At 72.3% G+C, this 16,821-nt stretch carries 15 protein-coding genes; 9 read left to right on the plus strand and 6 right to left on the minus strand.

The window, feature by feature from the left end:
- Positions 1 to 71: 71 nt before the first annotated feature.
- Complete coding sequence (locus DMB42_RS19250) at positions 72 to 338, plus strand: DUF6504 family protein (protein WP_185844741.1); 267 nt, start codon at positions 72 to 74, stop codon at positions 336 to 338.
- Positions 338 to 3,979 carry a DNA polymerase III subunit alpha gene (locus tag DMB42_RS19255; protein ID WP_185844742.1) on the plus strand — a complete coding sequence of 1,214 codons (3,642 nt, stop codon included), beginning with the start codon at positions 338 to 340 and terminating at the stop codon, positions 3,977 to 3,979. Before DMB42_RS19250 ends, DMB42_RS19255 begins: the two co-directional genes overlap by 1 nt.
- 33 nt (positions 3,980 to 4,012) lie before the next feature.
- On the opposite strand, the gene DMB42_RS19260 is transcribed toward DMB42_RS19255, so the two are convergent.
- Positions 4,013 to 4,684, minus strand: a complete 672-nt coding sequence (locus tag DMB42_RS19260; protein WP_260477779.1) for a DUF4328 domain-containing protein — start codon at positions 4,682 to 4,684, stop codon at positions 4,013 to 4,015.
- A 115-nt stretch (positions 4,685 to 4,799) separates the two neighbouring features.
- Complete coding sequence (locus DMB42_RS19265) at positions 4,800 to 5,447, minus strand: response regulator transcription factor (RefSeq protein ID WP_125636341.1); 648 nt, start codon at positions 5,445 to 5,447, stop codon at positions 4,800 to 4,802.
- A 91-nt stretch (positions 5,448 to 5,538) separates the two neighbouring features.
- Between DMB42_RS19265 and DMB42_RS19270 the strand changes: the two genes are divergently transcribed.
- Positions 5,539 to 6,216, plus strand: coding sequence for an ABC transporter ATP-binding protein (locus tag DMB42_RS19270; protein ID WP_125636342.1), 678 nt, complete (start codon positions 5,539 to 5,541; stop codon positions 6,214 to 6,216).
- A complete protein-coding gene (locus DMB42_RS19275; RefSeq protein ID WP_125636343.1) occupies positions 6,213 to 8,147 on the plus strand; it encodes an FtsX-like permease family protein in 1,935 nt (644 codons plus the stop codon). The genes DMB42_RS19270 and DMB42_RS19275 overlap by 4 nt, the downstream gene beginning before the upstream one ends.
- A 52-nt stretch (positions 8,148 to 8,199) precedes the next feature.
- Here the strand turns inward: DMB42_RS19275 and DMB42_RS19280 are convergent, their stop codons facing one another.
- Positions 8,200 to 9,201, minus strand: coding sequence for an LLM class F420-dependent oxidoreductase (locus tag DMB42_RS19280; RefSeq protein WP_125636344.1), 1,002 nt, complete (start codon positions 9,199 to 9,201; stop codon positions 8,200 to 8,202).
- Positions 9,202 to 9,276: 75 nt separating this feature from the next.
- Between DMB42_RS19280 and DMB42_RS19285 the strand changes: the two genes are divergently transcribed.
- Positions 9,277 to 10,707 carry a sulfatase gene (locus DMB42_RS19285; RefSeq protein ID WP_260477781.1) on the plus strand — a complete coding sequence of 477 codons (1,431 nt, stop codon included), beginning with the start codon at positions 9,277 to 9,279 and terminating at the stop codon, positions 10,705 to 10,707.
- On the opposite strand, the gene DMB42_RS19290 is transcribed toward DMB42_RS19285, so the two are convergent.
- Positions 10,701 to 11,381 (minus strand): FadR/GntR family transcriptional regulator, encoded by a 681-nt coding sequence (locus DMB42_RS19290; RefSeq protein ID WP_260477782.1) that lies wholly within the window; start codon positions 11,379 to 11,381, stop codon positions 10,701 to 10,703. The genes DMB42_RS19285 and DMB42_RS19290 overlap by 7 nt on opposite strands.
- An 84-nt stretch (positions 11,382 to 11,465) precedes the next feature.
- On the opposite strand from DMB42_RS19290, the gene DMB42_RS19295 reads away from it, so the two are divergent.
- Genes DMB42_RS19295 through DMB42_RS19305 form a run of 3 tightly spaced genes read left to right on the plus strand, consistent with a single transcriptional unit; the run spans position 11,466 to position 14,192 of the window.
- Positions 11,466 to 12,197, plus strand: coding sequence for a (Fe-S)-binding protein (locus DMB42_RS19295; protein ID WP_125636346.1), 732 nt, complete (start codon positions 11,466 to 11,468; stop codon positions 12,195 to 12,197).
- Positions 12,194 to 13,588, plus strand: a complete 1,395-nt coding sequence (locus tag DMB42_RS19300) for a lactate utilization protein B (protein WP_125636347.1) — start codon at positions 12,194 to 12,196, stop codon at positions 13,586 to 13,588. Before DMB42_RS19295 ends, DMB42_RS19300 begins: the two co-directional genes overlap by 4 nt.
- Positions 13,575 to 14,192: an LUD domain-containing protein gene (locus DMB42_RS19305; RefSeq protein WP_125636348.1), complete on the plus strand. Its 618-nt coding sequence runs from the start codon at positions 13,575 to 13,577 to the stop codon at positions 14,190 to 14,192. Before DMB42_RS19300 ends, DMB42_RS19305 begins: the two co-directional genes overlap by 14 nt.
- On the opposite strand, the gene DMB42_RS19310 is transcribed toward DMB42_RS19305, so the two are convergent.
- Together DMB42_RS19310 and DMB42_RS19315 are read right to left on the minus strand one after the other, a co-directional pair.
- Positions 14,182 to 15,192: a Vms1/Ankzf1 family peptidyl-tRNA hydrolase gene (locus tag DMB42_RS19310; protein WP_125636349.1), complete on the minus strand. Its 1,011-nt coding sequence runs from the start codon at positions 15,190 to 15,192 to the stop codon at positions 14,182 to 14,184. The two genes, DMB42_RS19305 and DMB42_RS19310, sit on opposite strands and share 11 nt — an antisense overlap.
- A 3-nt stretch (positions 15,193 to 15,195) precedes the next feature.
- The gene (locus tag DMB42_RS19315; RefSeq protein ID WP_125636350.1) at positions 15,196 to 15,603 is read right to left on the minus strand and encodes a DUF2795 domain-containing protein; all 408 of its coding nucleotides are present in this window, start codon (positions 15,601 to 15,603) and stop codon (positions 15,196 to 15,198) included.
- 76 nt (positions 15,604 to 15,679) lie between these two features.
- Here DMB42_RS19315 and DMB42_RS19320 point away from each other — a divergent pair, with 76 nt between their 5' ends.
- Positions 15,680 to 16,759, plus strand: a complete 1,080-nt coding sequence (locus DMB42_RS19320) for a GNAT family N-acetyltransferase (protein ID WP_125636351.1) — start codon at positions 15,680 to 15,682, stop codon at positions 16,757 to 16,759.
- The last annotated feature ends 62 nt before the right edge of the window (positions 16,760 to 16,821 follow it).

Consider the following 16,821-nt stretch of genomic DNA (forward strand, 5'->3'; position numbering starts at 1 on the left):
GTTCGATACATAAGCGCCCGTCTTCCCCCGGGTGGCTCAGCATACGAACCAGAGCCGCGGGGAGAAGCGTCTTGAGCAGACTCTATGGCGATCCGATAGAGGTGTGGACCAGAGACGGCGAGCCGACCCAGTTCGTCTGGCGCGACCGGCTCTACCTCGTCCGCGGCGTGCTCGACCACTGGGTCGTGGCACGCGAGTGGTGGAAGACCGGCGAGGGCGACCCCGGCGAGCGCCGCTTCTGGCGGGTGGAGGCCAGCCCGGGGCGCGAGGTCGGCTCGTACGAGCTGCGTTACGACACCGCCGGCGACGGCTGGCTGCTGCTGCGGGCGTGGGACTGATGGCGCCCCCGTTCCCGCACCTCAACGTGGCCTCGGCGTACTCGATGCGGTACGGCACCGCCTTCCCGCGCGCCCTGGTGGACCGGGCCTCCGAGCACGGCATGGACATCCTCGCCCTGACCGACCGCGACGGGCTCTACGGCGCGGTCAAGCACGCCCAGGCGTGCGCGGAGGCCGGGATCGCCCCCGTGCTCGGCGTGAACCTGGCGCTCGACGTCCCGGCCTCCGCCCCGGTCGCCGGTCTCCGCCCGCCGCGACCGAGGACCGGGCCCGGCGCCGAGGACCGGGTCACCGTGCTGGCGCGCTCCGGCGGCTGGTCGCGGTTGTGCCGCCTGGTCACGGCCGCCCACCACACCGGCGAGCGGGGCACGCCCAAGGTGACCCGCGAGCTGGTCGGCGCCTGGGCCGGGGCCGACGGCGGCGACCACGGGTTCGGCGCAGAGGACGGGCTCGTCGTACTGCTCGGGCCGCGTTCCGACGTCGGCCGCGCGGTGGCCGAACGCCGCGACGAGCACGCCAGGACGCTGCTCGGCCTGTGGCGCGCCGCGGTCCCCGGCGTGGTGATCGAGCTGGTCGACCAGTACGGATTCCGCGACGCCACCACGGCCGTCCGCATGCTCGGCCTGGCCGAGTCCGCCGGCGTGCCGGCCGTGCTGACCAACGCCGCCCGCTACCTCGACCCGGCCGACCACCAGGTCGGGGACGTGCTCGACGCGGCCCGCGTGCTCGTCCCGCTGCACCCGCGACATCTGGAACGCACCACCTCGCACGCCTACCTCAAGAGCACCAAGGAGATGTGGCAGGTGGCGGCCAAGGTCTGCGGCGCCGACCGGGAACGGGTGGCCCGGCTGCTGTTCACCACCAGGCGCCTGGCCGAGGCGTGCTCGATGGACCCGCTGCGGCTGCTCGCGCTCAGGAACGACCCGCCCGACCTCAACCTGCCCGAGATCGGCCGCGACCCCGTGCCGCTGCTGCGCAACCGCGTCGAGGACGGCCTGGTCAGGCGCGGCCTGGACCGCTCGGCCGAGGCCAGGGAACGCCTGCGGGCCGAGCTGGACGTCATCGAGCGCAAACGCCTGTCGGGCTACTTCATCGCCGTGGCCGGCATCACCGACATGATCCGCGGCATGGACATCCGCTGCGCCATCCGCGGCTCGGGCGCGGGCAGCCTGGTCAACTACCTCATCGGCATCGGCGAGGTGAACCCGCTCGAACACGGCCTGCTCATGGAGCGTTTCCTGTCGGAGGGACGCATCGGCCTGCCCGACATCGACGTGGACGTGGAGTCCGCCCGCCGGCTCGACTGCTACAAGGCCATCTTCGAACGTTACGGCGAGGCCCGCGTGGCCTGCGTGTCCATGATGGAGACCTACCGGGCGCGCAGCGCCATCAGGGACGTCGCCGGCGCGATGGGCCTGCCGCCGCACGAGATCGACGCGATCGCCAAGGCGTTCCCGCACATCAGGGCCAGGCAGATCACCGCGTCCCTGGCCGACCTGCCCGAGCTGCGCGAGAGCCGGCTCGGCGAGGCCGGGCTCGACCGGGTGTTCCGGCTGGCCGAGAAGCTCGACGGGCTGCCCAGGCACATCGCGCTGCACCCGTGCGGCGTGCTGGTCGGCAACTCGGCCCTGCGCGACAGGACGCCGGTGGAACGCAGCCTGCTGGAGTTCCCCATGTCCCAGTTCGACAAGGACGACGTGGAGGAGGCCGGGCTGCTCAAGCTCGACGTGCTGGGCGTGCGGATGCAGTCGGCCATGGCGTACGCGCTGAGCGAGATCAGCCGCGTGGACGACATCGAGGTCAGGCTGGACGAGCAGAGCGGCGACGACCCCGGCATCGAGTACGTCCCGCACGACGACCAGGACACCTACGACATGATCTGCGCCGGCCGCACGCTCGGCTGCTTCCAGATCGAGTCGCCGGGCCAGCGCGAGCTGGTGGCCAAGCTGGAACCGCGCAGGATGCACGACCTGATCGTGGACATCTCCCTGTTCCGGCCGGGGCCGGTCAACTCCGACATGGTCACCCCGTACCTGGAGGCCAGGCACGGGTGGCGGCAGCCGTACTATCCGCACCGGCGGCTGCGCGAGGCGCTGAAGGAGACGCACGGCGTGGTGGTCTTCCACGAGCAGGTGCTGAAGATCATCTCGGTGATGACGGGCCGCGACCTGTCCTTCGCCGAGACGTTGCGGCGCACCCTCGCCACGCCGGAGGGCCGCGACCGGGTGCGTAAGACGTTCGTGCCGATGGCCAGGGCCAACGGCTTCGACGACGCGGCCGTGGAGCGGGCCTGGAAGGTGCTCGACGCGTTCGGCGCCTTCGGGTTCTGCAAGGCGCACGCGGCGGCGTTCGCGCTGCCCACCTACCAGTCGGCCTGGCTCAAACGGCACCACGCGGCGGCGTTCTTCGCCGGGGTGCTCACCCACGAGCCCGGCATGTACCCGCCGCGCGTCATCATCGACGAGGCCCGCCAGTGCGGGGTCGAGATCCTGCCGCTGGACGTCAACAGGTCGGGCCGCGACTGGCGGGTGGAACGGCTCGGCCCGCGCCCGGCGCTGCGGCTGCGGGTGAACCCGTCGGAGCTGAGGGAGGAACGACGCCCGGTGCGGCAGGAGTTCGAGGTCGGGGAGATCGGCCGCGGTTACGCGCTGCGGGTGCCGTTCTCGGCGATCAAGGGGGTGAGCGAGGCGGAGGTCGAACGCATGGTGGCCGGGCAGCCGTACACGTCGCTGGCCGACTTCTGGGACCGGGCCCGGCCCTCGCGCCCGACCATCGAGCGCATCGTCCAGGTCGGCGGCCTCGACGCGCTGCACGACCTGCGTCCGGGCGGGCCGCGCTGGCGGCCCGGCGAGCTGACCCGGCGCGACCTGATCGCCCAGGTGGGCGCGCTGGAACGGGCCTCCTCGATCGGGGTGCGCTCGGCCGCGCCCAGGTCCAGGCGCTACACCGCGCCGCCGCCCGGCCCCCGGGCCGAGCAGCCGTCCACGCAGCTCCCGCTCGGCTTCAGCGAGCACCTGCCGCCCGGCGAACTGCCCGAGATGACGGAGACGGAGATGGTCGAGGCCGAGCTGGAGATCCTGGGCATCGACGTCAGCCGGCACATCATCAGCTTCCATGACGAACTGCTCGACGCGCTCGGGGTGGTGCGCTCCAGAGACCTGCTCGCCCAGCGCAACGGCGCGGAGGTGCTGGTCGCCGGGGTGAAAGTGGCCACCCAGACGCCCGCCGTACGGTCGGGGCAGCGGGTCATCTTCACCACGCTCGACGACTCGACCGGGCCGATCGACCTGACGTTCTTCGAGTCGGTGCAGGGCAGGTGCGCGGCGACGGTGTTCGGCTCGTGGCTCATGCTCGCCAGGGGAGTGGTCCGGCGTACGGGGGCCCGCGCGGTCTCGATGCGCGCCGTGGACTGCTGGAACCTGGCCGACCTGGACGCGCTCTGGCGCGCGGAGGGCGTCGAGGCGGTCCGCGCCCTGCTCGACCAGGCCCCCGAACAGCGGGCGGGCGTCGGCGGACGCCGCATCGAGTACGCCAACGGTTTCAGGCTCTCGCCCTACTCCGACCTCGGCCCGGCCATCGCCACCCCGCCCCGGCAACTCTGGCACGCCAGCTCCGGCAGCTCCGGCCCGACAGCGGCCTGACCCTCCGGGCCGGCCCCCGGTTCGGCGCGATCGCTAGCCGGCGTGGCCGAACGGCGCCGACCCCTGGGCGGGACGGGTGGCCAGGCGGGTCACGACCTCAGGGCCCGCCGCCGCCTCCGCGACTGCCTCGCGCAGGCGGCCGGCCACGTCGAGCCGCTGGACGCGGTTGACCTCGCGTACGGTGGCGGCGCACAGCAGGGCGGCCACCACCGCCGCGCTCAGCTCCAGCACCCCCACCCCGGTCAGCCCGTCGGACGAGGAGTCGAGCGGCAGGCGGACCGTGACCAGCGTCAGCATGGCCAGCCAGCTCAGCCACCATGCCGCCAGCAGCGCGAGCCACCGCCCGCGCCGCCCGGCGGGCGGCTTGGCCCGCCGCCACACGTCGTGGACCAGCAGCGCGGGCGCGACCAGGTTGACGACGGGGATCAGCCAGGCGGCCGCGACCGGCCCGGTGGGGGTGGAACGGTCCTTCATCTGGCGGGCACGCACCAGCCAGGTCACGTACGCCGCCGCGGCCGCGACGGAGGTGCCCGCGACCAGCATCATCAGCACCGCGAACGTCGTCACCGCCCCCACGACCGCCTCCGCCTGCGCCCCTTGGGGACGGCCGCCGAACGAGGCGAGCTGAAGGGCGAGCTGACGGCCGCGGGAACGCTCGAAGACCACGAGGGCGCCCAGGGAGAGGACCTGCGCGGCAAGCGTCACGTATACGGCGGAAGCGGCTCTGGTAGGCGGTGCCTGGGCGTAGCGCACGATGTTCTCCCCCCGGGCCATGCGCTGAGGTTCTGATTCACTTGTATCCCGCGAGCACCGCTGTTAATCAGCTCACCACGCCGGATTCCCACGCCCAAGCTGCGATTCCCACTCGATTTCGGACACCGAGCTTGGCCTGGATGCTGCCGAGATGCGTCTTCACCGTCGACAGCGACACGAACAGCTCGGCGGCCACCTCCTGATTGGTACGTCCCCTGGCCACCAGGCGCACGACGTCCAGCTCGCGGTCGGTCAACGGGCCGTTCGGCGGCTCGGCCACCCGCTTGGGCTGGGTCAGGTGCTGCAACAGCCGTACGGTGACCGACGGCGAGACCAGCGCGTCCCCTCCGGCGGCGGCCCTGACCGCCTCGATGAGCAGCGTGGGCCCGCTGTCCTTGAGCAGGAAACCGGTGGCCCCGGAACGCAGCGCGCCGTAGACGTACTCGTCGAGGTCGAAGGTGGTGACGATGACCACCCGCATCGGGTTCTCCACGCCCGGCCCGGCCAGCACGCGGGTCACCTCCAGCCCGTCGAGCTTGGGCATCCTGATGTCGAGCAGGCAGACGTCCGGCCGCAGCCGCCTGGCCTCGGCCACGGCCTCGGCGCCGTCGGCCACGGCGGCCACGACCTCCATGTCCGGTTGAGCGTCCAAGATCATTTGAAAGCCGGTGCGTACCAGCTGCTGGTCGTCGGCGATGAGAACCCGAATAGTCACCTCACAACTCTAAGGATCAGCCGTTCGGCCGAGGCCGAAATGGACGCACGGCCGATCCGCCGGCACCCCCTCGACCACGAAGGTGGAGCCCATGAACGACGTGCTTGTTGGACGAGCCCTTGCCAAGCGGTTCGGGCAGACGGTCGCCCTGGGCGGCGTGGACATCTCGGTACGGGCGGGAGAGGCCGTGGCCATCATGGGCCCGAGCGGTTCCGGCAAGTCGACCCTGCTCCACTGCCTGGCCGGGATCATGAAGCCGGACGACGGCGAGGTCCACCTGCTGGGCCAGCGCATCGACGCGATGGGCGAGCGCAAGCGCAGCGCCCTGCGCCGCACCCGCTTCGGCTTCGTCTTCCAGTTCGGCCAGCTCCTGCCCGAGCTGCCCGCGGAGGAGAACGTGGCACTCCCGCTCATGCTGGGCGGCCTGCCGCGCGCCCAGGCCGTGCAGCGGGCGCGCGAGTGGTTCCCGCTGCTCGGCCTGCACCAGATGGAGGCCAGGCGGCCCGGCGAGCTGTCCGGCGGCCAGGCCCAGCGCGTGGCCATCGCCAGGGCGCTGGTGAGCAAGCCCGCCGTGGTCTTCGCCGACGAGCCGACCGGCGCCCTGGACCAGCAGACCGGACAGGACACGATGCGCCTGCTCACCGAGGCCACCAGGCACAACGGGGCCTGCCTGATCGTCGTCACGCACGACCCCAACGTGGCCGCCTGGTGCGACCGTACGGTCGAGGTCTGCGACGGCCGCCTGCTCGCCCACGGGGTGACCGCGTGAACCTCGACCTGACCTGGCGGCTGCTCAAGGGCGGCGGACGCAAGGGCATGCTGGGCACCTGGCTCACCTTCGGCGCGGTCGCCGTGGCCACGGCGCTGTTGTTGTTCGCCGTGGCCGCCAACGTCGCCTTCGACGCCAGGGCCGACCGGAGCGCCTGGCGCAACCCCGTGGCGGCACAGAAGGACGCGGTGGCCGTCGAGGCCACCCGCTTCGACTACGTGGGCGACCAGGCGATCACCGTGGTCGACCTGGCCGCGCTCAAGCCGGGGGTGCCCGCGCCGCCCGGCATGCCGCGCTTCCCCGCCCCCGGCGAGGCGTGGTTGTCGCCCGCCCTGTCCGAGCTGGCCGCGCGGCTGCCCGCCGACCGGCTCGCCCGGCGCTACCCGGCCCCGAAGGGCGTGCTCGGCCAGGAGGCGCTGCTCCATCCCGAGGAACTGGTGGCGGTCGTCGGCCACGCGCCGGACGCGCCGGAGATCACCGCCGCGCGCAGCGACGACTGGATCCTCGGCAAGCCGCCGGTCAAGGTCGCGACCCTGGCGGGCACGCCGAGCGAGGACGCCGAGGCGTACCGGGTGCTCGCGCTGATCGCCAGCGTGCTCATGGTGGTGCCGCTGCTGGTGTTCGGCGGCGCGGCGGCCAGGCTCACGGTCGCCCGGCGCGACCAGCGGCTGGCCGCGCTCAGGCTGGTCGGCGCGACGCCGGGCCAGGTGCTCGGCATGACGGTGGCCGAGGCCGTGATCGTGGCCTTCGCCGGGGCCCTGGCCGGGGCGGTCGCGTTCGGGGCAGCCGTGCCGCTGCTGGCACGCATCCCGATCCAGGGCGGCACCTGGTTCGTCGCCGACCTGTTCCCGAACCTGCTGATCCTGGCCGGCGTGCTGGTCGCGGTGCCGCTGCTGGTGGGGTTGTCGGCGGTGGCCGGGCTGCGTCGCGTCGTGGTCAGCCCGCTCGGCGTGGCCAAGCGGGAGACGCCGCCCGGCATGCGGTTCGTCCGCGTCCTCGCCCTGATCGCGGTGCTGGCCGCGTTCCCGCTGCTCACCAGGGGGACCAGCGTGGCGATCGTGGCCGTGGCGCTCGGGCTGGCGTTCCTGTGCCTGAACCTGGCCGGCCCATGGGTGGTCGGGATCATCGGCCGGATCGCGGCCGGGACCGCGCGCCGGCCCGCGCGGCTGCTGGCCGCCCGCCGCCTGATGGACGACCCCCGCTCGGCCTGGCGCACGGTGAGCGGCGTGGCCCTGACCGGCTTCGTGGCCGGCTTCCTCGGCCTGCTCAGCCCGGGGGCGTTCGGCGGGGACACCGGGCCCGCCCAGCTCAGCGTCGCGGCGCCGGCAGGCGAGACGGCTCAGGTGGCCGACCAGGCCCGCGACCGGCTCAAGCGGGCGGGCGTCACGGCCACGGTGAAGAACTCCGGGCGGACCGTGGTCGCGGCGCTCGGCAGCGGCGCCGACGACGCCGTCGTCGACCGGGCGCGGACCGCGCTGACCGGGCTCGTGCCGGGGCACACCCCGACGACGAAGGTCGACGAGCAGCGCTTCGGCCTCCAGATCTTCGCCGACGTGCGCGTGGGCACGATCGTGGTGTTGTCGGTGTCGTTCCTGGTGGCGATCGCCAGTGCCGGGATCACCGCGGCGTCGTCGGTGCTGGACCGGCGGCAGACGTACGCGCTGCTGCGGCTGGCGGGCACGCCTCTGGAGGTGCTGGACCGGGCCCGGCGGGCCGAGACGCTGATCCCGATGGCTGTGATGGGCGGCGGGGCGATCCTGGTGGGCGCGTTCTGCGCGGTGCCGTTCATGATCGGCGGGATCAGCACGACCGGGGTGGTCACGCTGGTGGTCTGCGTGGTCGCCGGCTTCGCGGGCGTGATCGGGGCGGGCGCGCTGAGCAGGCCGCTGCTGCGCTCGGTGACCGCCGACCCGGCCCCGCGGCCGGACTAGCCGCCGGCCCGGCCGCTCAGCCTGGCGCGGCCGCTCAGCTCAGCCCGGTCGCTCAGCCGAGTACGAGGTCGCGGATCGTGCGCAGTGACTGCTCGTCGCGCGGTCCCATGACCAGCAGGCTGGTGACCGGGCTCTTGTGCCACAGGTCGAGCCGTTCCCTGATCCGGCCGGGCGGGCCGACGAGCGAGATGCCGTCGGCCAGCTCGTCGGGGATCGCCTTGAACGCCTCGTCCTTGCGGCCGGCCAGGTAGAGGGCCTGGATGTGCTCGGCGGACTCGGCGAAGCCCATACGGCCGATGATGTCGGCGTGGAAGTTGCGCTGCTTGGCGCCCATGCCGCCGATGTAGAGCGTGAGCATCATCTTGACGCCGTCGAGCGCGGCCTGGACGTCGTCGGAGATGACGACCATCACCATGGCGGCGATCTCGAAGCCGGGGCTCCTGGCCGCCAGCGCGTCGCCGTACATCTCCTCGATCTTGCCGGGGAACGCGAACAGCGGCAGCCAGCCCTGCGCGACCTCGGCGGCCAGGGCGACGTTCTTCGGGCCCTCCGCGCCCAGGTAGACGGGGATGTCGGGGCGCAGCGGGCGGGTGATGAGCTTGAGCGGTTTGCCCAGGCCGCCGGGCAGGGGGAGCGGGTAGTGCTCGCCGTCGCTGGTCACCGGCTCCTCGCGTCGCCACACGCGGCGCATGATCTCGACGTACTCGCGGGTCCTGGCCAAGGGCTTGGCGAACGGCTGCCCGTACCAGCCCTCCACGACCTGCGGGCCGGCGACGCCGATGCCGAGCAGCAGGCGGCCGCCGGTCAGGTGGTCGAGCGTCATCGCGGTCATCGCGGTGGTGACCGGCGGGCGGGCCGAGATCTGCGCCACCGACGTGCCCAGCTTGATCCGGCTCGTACGCGCCCCGTACCAGGCCAGCGGCGTGAACACGTCGCTGCCGTACGCCTCCGCGGTCCACACCGAGTCGTAGCCGAGGCGTTCGGCGGCGAGGACCGTCTCCGTGGCGTCGTCGGCGTGGCGCTGCCAGTAGCCGAGGTTCAGACCGAGCTTCATAACCTACCTCCGGAATAAAGTTCCATTACCGAAGCCGCAGTGTCAATGTGTGATCCTCCGGGGAGATCAGACATTGTGCTCAAGAGTCTCTGCCGTCTCTTCTGCCTGCTGCTCCTGCTGTCGCCGGCGGCCGAGCCGACGATGGCCGTGAGCGCCGCGCGGCCGAACATCGTGTTCGTGATGGCCGATGACCTGGAGAGCGGCACGCTCCCGTACTTTCCCACCATCACCTCCGAGCTGGTCGCCAAGGGCATGTCCTTCGACCGCTTCTTCGTGACCAACTCCTGGTGCTGCCCGTCGCGCACGTCGATCCTGCGTTCCCAGTACGTCCACAGCCATGGCGTCCTGACCAACACCGCCCCCGAAGGGGGATTCGACCGCTTCCATTCGCTCGACCTGGAACGTTCCACGGTCGGCACCTGGATGCAGCAGGCCGGCTACCGCACGGCGCTCATGGGCAAGTTCCTCAACCACTACCCGGGCGCGACCGCCGACGCGGCGTACGTGCCGCCCGGCTGGAACGAGTGGGACGTCCCCGTCCGCAAGCTCTACGAGGAGTACGGCTACCGCCTCAACGAGAACGGCGACCTGTACGACTACGGCTGGGGCGAGCAGGACTACCTGTCCGACGTGCTGGCCGCCAAGGCACGCGACTTCATCACCGGCACGGACGAACCGTTCTTCCTCTACCTGACCCCCATCGGCCCGCACAACCCGTCCAATCCCGCCATCCGGCACGTCACCGACCTGCCCGAGGTCCTCGCGCCGCGCACGCCGTCGTTCAACCAGCCCGACGTGAGCAAGGAGCCGCTGTGGCTGCGCTCCCTGCCCTTGATGACCCCGGAGGACGTCGGCCGGGTCGACGAGCGGCACCGCAGGAGGCTGCGGTCGATGCTGGGCGTGGACGACCTGGTCCGCTCGGTCGTCGACGCGCTGCGCGACTCCGGCAAGCTCGACAACACCTACATCGTCTTCACCTCCGACAACGGCTTCCATCTCGGCACACACCGGCTCACCCAGGGCAAGACGACGCCGTTCGAGGAGGCGATCAAGGTGCCGTTCGTGGTGCGCGGGCCGGGGATCCGGCCCGGCTCCACGATCGGGCAGCTCGGGGCCACCGTGGACATCGCGCCGACGATCGCCGAGCTGGGCGGGGCCGTCGTGCCGGACTTCGCCGAAGGGCGCTCGCTGGTGTCGCTGCTGCACGGCAAGCCGCCCGCCCAGTGGCGCAAGAACGTGCTGGTCGAGTTCAACAGGCCGCTCAACCGGTCGTCGGGGGCCCAGACGCCGGTGCCCGCCTACCAGGCGCTGCGCACCGAGCGCTACACCTACGTCAAGTACGACACGGGGGAGAGGCAGCTCTACGACCTGACCGTCGATCCGTACCAGCTCGACAACCTCGCGGCCACCGCCAACCCCGCGCTGCTGCTCGGCCTGGACACCCGGCTGGAGGCGATGCGGGCCTGCTCCGGCGGCGGCTGCCGGGAGGCCGACGCGCGTCAGTGAGCGGGGAACAGGGTGGGGTAGGCGTGCGCCAGATGGTCGGCGACCGCCCGCTGGGCCTCCTCCGGGTCGCCCGCCTCGATGGCCGCGCGGATGCGCTCGTGATCGGCGCGCAGCACGGACGGATCGCCGAGGCGTTCGACCGCCTCTATGGCGTTCCTGCGCATCGCGTCCCGCAGTGAGCGCATGATGGCGGCGATGAGCCGGTTGCCCGAGGCGTCCGCGATCGCGCAGTGGAAGGCCGTGTCGTGCTCCACGAACTCCTCGGCCGAGCCCGCCCGGTCCATGCCCTCGATGGCGGCGGACAGCGCCGAGGTGCCGGCCCGGGTCGCCGCCGCGTGCGCGGCCGACCAGCGTTCGATCATCAGCCGGGCGTCGACGACCTCGCGCGCCTCCAGGGTGGCCAGGCCCAGGTTGAGCCTGAGCAGGTCGGGCGTCGCGGTGTCGGGCCGCGAGGTCAGTACGGCGCCCGCGTCGGGCCCCCGTCCCGCCTGCGAGGACACCACGCCCAGGGTCTCCAGGACGCGCAGCGCCTCGCGTACCGACGAGCGGCCGACGCCCAGTTGCTCGGCGAGCTGGCGTTCGCCCGGCAGCCGGTCGCCCACGGTCAGGCCGTCCTCGGCGATGCGCCGTTCGATCTGGGCGAGCACGTCCTCGAACGCCCGCGTACGTTTCACCGATGCCTCCCCGGTACTGGCCCCGAACTGTGTGGTTGGGTATGGTCTGACCATACAGTGGTCGGACCATTCATTGGGAGAGTCGTGCGAGTCGCCCTGTTCATCACGTGCGTGAACGACACGCTCTTCCCGGGCACCGGCAAGGCGGTCGTGTCGCTGCTGCGCCGGCTGGGCTGCGACGTGGACTTCCCCGCCGCCCAGACGTGCTGCGGGCAGATGCACGTCAACACCGGCTACCGGGCGGAGGGCGTACGCCTGGCCAGGCGGTTCACCGAGGTGTTCGCCGGCTACGACGCCGTCGTCGCGCCGTCCGGGTCGTGCGCGGCCATGGTGCGCGAGCAGTACCCGAAGCTGGTGCGGCCGGGCAGCAGGGGCGCGGCGGCCGTGGCCGAGGTCGTCCCCAAGGTGTACGAGCTGAGCGAGTTCCTGCTCGACGTCCTGAAAGTCGACGACGTTGGCGCATATTTCCCGCACCGGGTGACATATCACCCGACGTGCCATTCGTTGCGTGGGCTGCACCTGGGCGACCGGCCCACCCGGCTGCTGCGGAAGGTCCGAGGTCTGGAGCTGGTGCCGTTGCCCGGCGCGGAGGAGTGCTGCGGCTTCGGGGGCACGTTCGCGGTCAAGAACCCGGCCGTCTCCGCCGCCATGGGCGCCGACAAGGCGCGCGGGATCCTGGACACCGGCGCCGAGGTGATCTGCGCGGCCGACAACTCGTGCCTGATGCACATCGGCGGCACGCTGAGCCGCCAGAAGACGGGAGTCAGGACCATGCACCTGGCGGAGATCCTCGCAGCCACGGAGGAGACCCCATGAGCGCGACATTCCTCGGCATGCCCGGAAATTTCCCGCAAAATGCGGCGAAGGCCGTGCAGGACTCGCAACTCCGCTTCAACCTCCGGAAAGCCACGCACACCATCCGGGGCAAGCGCGCCGGCGTCGTCGGCGAGCTGCCCGACTGCGCCGGGCTGCGCGAGGCCGGCAAGGCCATCAAGGATCACACCCTCCGCCACCTCGACCGCTACCTGATCCAGCTTGAGGAGGCCGTCCGGCGGGCGGGCGGCACCGTCCACTGGGCGAGGGACGCCGACGAGGCCAACCGCATCGTCGGCGACCTGGTCGCGGCCACCGGCGAGACCGAGGTGGTCAAGGTCAAGTCGATGGCCACCCAGGAGATCGGGCTCAACGAGGCACTGGCCCGGCGCGGGATCACCGCGTACGAGACGGACCTGGCCGAGCTGATCGTGCAGCTCGGGGACGACTTCCCCAGCCACATCCTGGTCCCCGCGATCCACCGCAACAGGTCGGAGATCCGCGAGATCTTCCTCGACCGCATGCCAGGCGCGCCCGCCGACCTGACCGACGAGCCGCGCGCCCTGGCCGAGGCCGCCCGGCTCCACCTGCGCGAACGTTTCCTGCGGAGCAAGGTCGCCGTCTCCGGCGCGAACTTCATGATCGCCGAGACCGGCACGCTGGTCGTGCTGGAGTCGGAGGGCAACGGCCGGATGTGCCTGACCCTCCCCGAGACGCTCATCAGCGTCGTCGGCATCGAGAAGCTCCTGCCGTCCTGGCGGGATCTGGAGGTCTTCCTCCAGCTTCTACCGCGCAGCTCCACAGGTGAGCGGATGAATCCGTACACCAGCACGTGGACCGGCGCCACCGAGGGCCAGGACTTCCACCTGGTGCTGCTCGACAACGGCCGCACCGACGTGCTCGCCGACGAGGTCGGCCGCCAGGCCCTGCGCTGCATCCGCTGCTCGGCCTGCCTGAACGTGTGCCCGGTCTACGAACGCGCGGGCGGCCACGCGTACGGGTCGGTCTATCCCGGGCCGATCGGGGCGATCCTCACGCCGCAGCTCAGGGGCATGTCCTCGGACCTGGACGCCTCGCTGCCGTTCGCCTCCAGCCTGTGCGGGGCGTGCCTGGAGGTCTGCCCGGTGGCCATCGACATCCCCGAGGTGCTGGTGGACCTGCGGGCGAAGGCGCCGCACGCGGCCGCCGAACGCGTGGGCATGAAGGCCGCCGGCTGGGTGCTGGGCGACCAGGCCAGGCTCGCCAGGGCGCAGCGGCTGGCCGGCAAGCTGCGCCGGCTGGTGCCCAAACGGCTTCCCGGCCCGCTGTCGGCCTGGACCGACACCCGCGACGTGCCGGACATCCCGGAAGAATCCTTCAGAGACTGGTGGGAGCGTAACGATGGGCGCGCGTGAGGAGATCCTGGCCAGGGTCCGGGCGGCGGTCGCGGGCGCGCCCGAGGTGGAGATCGTCCGCGGCTACCGCACCGGCGGACACGTGGACGACGTGGTGGAGCTGTTCGCCGAACGGGTGCGCGACTACCGGGCCGTCGTGCACGTGATCCCGGACGCCGAGGTGCCCGCCAGGCTCGCCGAACTGGCCGCGGGCCGCCGGATGATCGTCCCGGACGGCTTCGCCTCCGCCGACGCGACCCAGGACGGCTTCGTCCCGGCGTCCGGCACGGCCCCGCGGCAGGCGGCCGACCGGCGCTGGGACACCCTGGACGCCGCCGACGGCGTGATCACCGGCTGCGCCGTGGCCATCGCCGAGACCGGCACGATCGTCCTCGACCACGGCCCCGGCCAGGGCGCCAGGGCCCAGACGCTGGTCCCCGACCACCACGTGTGCGTGGTGCGCGCCGATCAGATCGTCGCGGGCGTCCCCGAGGCGGTGGGCAGGCTCGACCCCGCCCGCCCGCTCACCTGGATCAGCGGCCCGTCGGCGACCAGCGACATCGAGCTGAACCGGGTCGAAGGCGTGCACGGCCCCAGAACGCTCGAGGTGATCATCAGTACCTGAGCACGGCCGCCACGTCGCGCACGTCGTCGGTGAACCACACCTCGGCGTCCGTCATGGCGGCGGCCCTGACCACGGCCGAGTCCGCGCGCTCCTCGACGGGCTCCTCGACGCCCCAGCGCCGCAGCTCGGCCCGGTCGGTGGAGAGCTGGGTGCCGCCGTCGCCGGTCCACATGTTCCGCTCGAGCGGGCCGGGCATGAGCACCGCGTGCACCCGGCCCTCCCGCAGGGCGTGCGCGACCTGCGACAGGCCCACCGGGCCCGACGACTCCTGGTGGCGTTCGAGCAGTTCGGCGCGGCGGCGTTCGAGCCAGTCGTCCAGGGCGCGTTCCACGTCCTCCTCGAACTGCCCGTGGTCGGCGCGACTGCCGTGCTCGACCATCATCACCCGGTCCGCGGACTTGGTGCTGAGATGTTGCAGCAGGTACGAGCGCGACTTCGGCTCCCCGGCCACGATGATCAGCTCCGCGCCGATCCTGCGGACCTGCTCGTCGATCTCGTGGGCGACGGCGACCGCGTTCTTCTCCCACGTCTCCTCGGCGCCCCGCTCGTACCGCTTCTGCGACCAGCCGCCCTGGGCGGTCTTCTGCAGCGGCCAGTCCGCCGCCTCCACGGTGGTCGTGCGCGGCGCGCCGCCGCCGAAGTCCAACAGCTCGGCCCCGGCGTGGTCCACGATGACCCGCAGGTGCGGCACGTTCTCGCCGCGCTGCACGAGCAGCGGCGTGACGTGCGGCAGCGGCGACACGGTGGCCAGCTCGTACGGCGGCCGCGCCAGCGGCTCGGCCAGCACCACGTCCCCGTGCGTGGCGAACAGCGCCTGGCCCGGCGCGGGCCGGTTGGCGGCCACCTCCAAGGCGTCGATGGTGGCGGCGTCGGTCCCGTCGAGCTGGTCACGCACGCTGTGCCAGTGGGTCTCCCGCTGCGGCTCGGTGAGCGCGCCCAGGTAGACCGAGGCGTACGGGCCGCGGCGCTCGTACAGCGGCCGGATGAAGTCGAGACGCACAGGTCACCACCTCCTCTTCTCCACGCCGAGCCCCAGGGCCTTGGCCACCGCGGCGATGTTCACAAAGCGGCGGTCGGGTAGGGATCGCACCATGTCGGCCACCTCGTCCGGCGCCGCCACGTCCTCGGCGTGCTGCACCAGATCGTCCTTGGACGCCGGCCAGGAGGTGTCGCTGAGCCAGCGGGCGAGGTCGCTGCGGATGTCGACGCCGCGCCGGGTGATGCCTTCGGGGGTTCCGGGCTCGTGCCCTGGGGGGTACGACTGCAATGACTCCTCGCCGGGCCAGGGCATGGACTCGGTCTCTTTCCACTCCTCGGCGTGCGTGCTGCCGCCGCCGCGGACCATGCCCTCGGTCTCGTGTTTCTGCTGATCGTCCAGGCGGGGACCGTGCTTGTCGCTCCCACGTTCCATAGTTCCCTCACTCCTCTCAGGTCGGCCCCTACCCCCGCTTTCGTGGGCAAACATCGTGAGTGTGTAGGGTGCGCACGTGTTCGATCCCGATGCGCGCATCGCCGCCGGGCGGCTCACGCTGCGCCCGTTCGGCCCCCATGACGCCGATCGCGTACGGTCCGTGGTCGAGTCGGGAAACCGCTTCCTCCCGCCGGGCGCGCCCGTCCACGCCTCCGGCGTCGGCCAGTGGCTCTCGCACGGCGTGCACGAGCTGTACCGCTCCCAGCAGGGCCTCCACCTGGCCATGACCGACGCCGACGACCGCATCGTGGGCGCCATCAGCCTGTTCAGGACGTCGTGGAACGCAGGCACCACCGAGGTCGGCTACGGCGTGCACCCGGCCTACCGGGGCCGCGGCTACGCCACCGAGGCCGTACGCGCCCTCACGGCCTGGGTGTTCGCCACCACCGGCCTGCGCCGGATCGACCTGACGGCCAACCTGGACAACCCGGCCTCCCTGCGCGTCGCCTTCAAAGCGGGCTTCACCTGGGAAGGCGTGCTGCGCGCCGCCGTGCTGGAGGAGGACGGCCCGCACGACCTGGTCGTACTCGGCCTGCTGCGCGAGGACTCCGGCGAACCCGCCCCCGCCCTGCCGAGGACCGAACTGCGTACGCCCCGGCTGCTGCTCAGGCCGCCCGCGCCCGCTGACGTCCCCGACCTGGCCGCCACCGGCGCCGACCCCCTCACCCAGGCCAGGACCGGCGTGCCCCGCGACTACACCGAGGACGACGCCCGCGCCTTCATCGACATCTCCGAACGTATGCGGATGAGGGGCGCGGGCATCGCGTTCGCCGCGGAGGAGTTCACCACCACCCGTTTCGTGGCCAACGTGGACCTCAGGGACCTCGACTGGCGCAACCGTACGGCCGAGGTCGGCTACATGACCGCCCCCTGGGCCCGCGGCCAGGGGTACGCGGGCGAGGCCGTGACCGCGATCGCGCGCTGGCTGTTCGAACGCCAGGGCTTCCGCCGGCTGCAACTGCGGGCCGCGGTGTCGAACCCGGCCTCCCAGCGCGTGGCCGAGAAGGCCGGCTTCACCCGCGAGGGCGTGGCCCGCGCCGTGCTCGGCGGCGAGGACCTGGTCGTCTACAGCCTCATCGCGTCCGACCTGGCCTGAGGGCACAGCGGACTGGCCGTCGCGGACCATGGTCAAACCCGCCGTGAACCGTCACCCTGGTG

Origin of the sequence: Nonomuraea sp. WAC 01424 (assembly GCF_003947315.1) — a bacterium.
GTDB lineage: Bacteria > Actinomycetota > Actinomycetes > Streptosporangiales > Streptosporangiaceae > Nonomuraea > Nonomuraea spiralis.

Bases quoted from the DNA above. Each gene is read 5' to 3' on its own strand.
- DMB42_RS19305 (WP_125636348.1), top strand. From the start codon at position 13,575: ATGGGCGCGCGTGAGGAGATCCTGGCCAGGGTCCGGGCGGCGGTCGCG.
- DMB42_RS19270 (WP_125636342.1), top strand. From the start codon at position 5,539: ATGAACGACGTGCTTGTTGGACGAGCCCTTGCCAAGCGGTTCGGGCAG.
- DMB42_RS19315 (WP_125636350.1), bottom strand. From the start codon at position 15,603: ATGGAACGTGGGAGCGACAAGCACGGTCCCCGCCTGGACGATCAGCAG.
- DMB42_RS19300 (WP_125636347.1), top strand. From the start codon at position 12,194: ATGAGCGCGACATTCCTCGGCATGCCCGGAAATTTCCCGCAAAATGCG.
- DMB42_RS19255 (WP_185844742.1), top strand. From the start codon at position 338: ATGGCGCCCCCGTTCCCGCACCTCAACGTGGCCTCGGCGTACTCGATG.
- DMB42_RS19280 (WP_125636344.1), bottom strand. From the start codon at position 9,201: ATGAAGCTCGGTCTGAACCTCGGCTACTGGCAGCGCCACGCCGACGAC.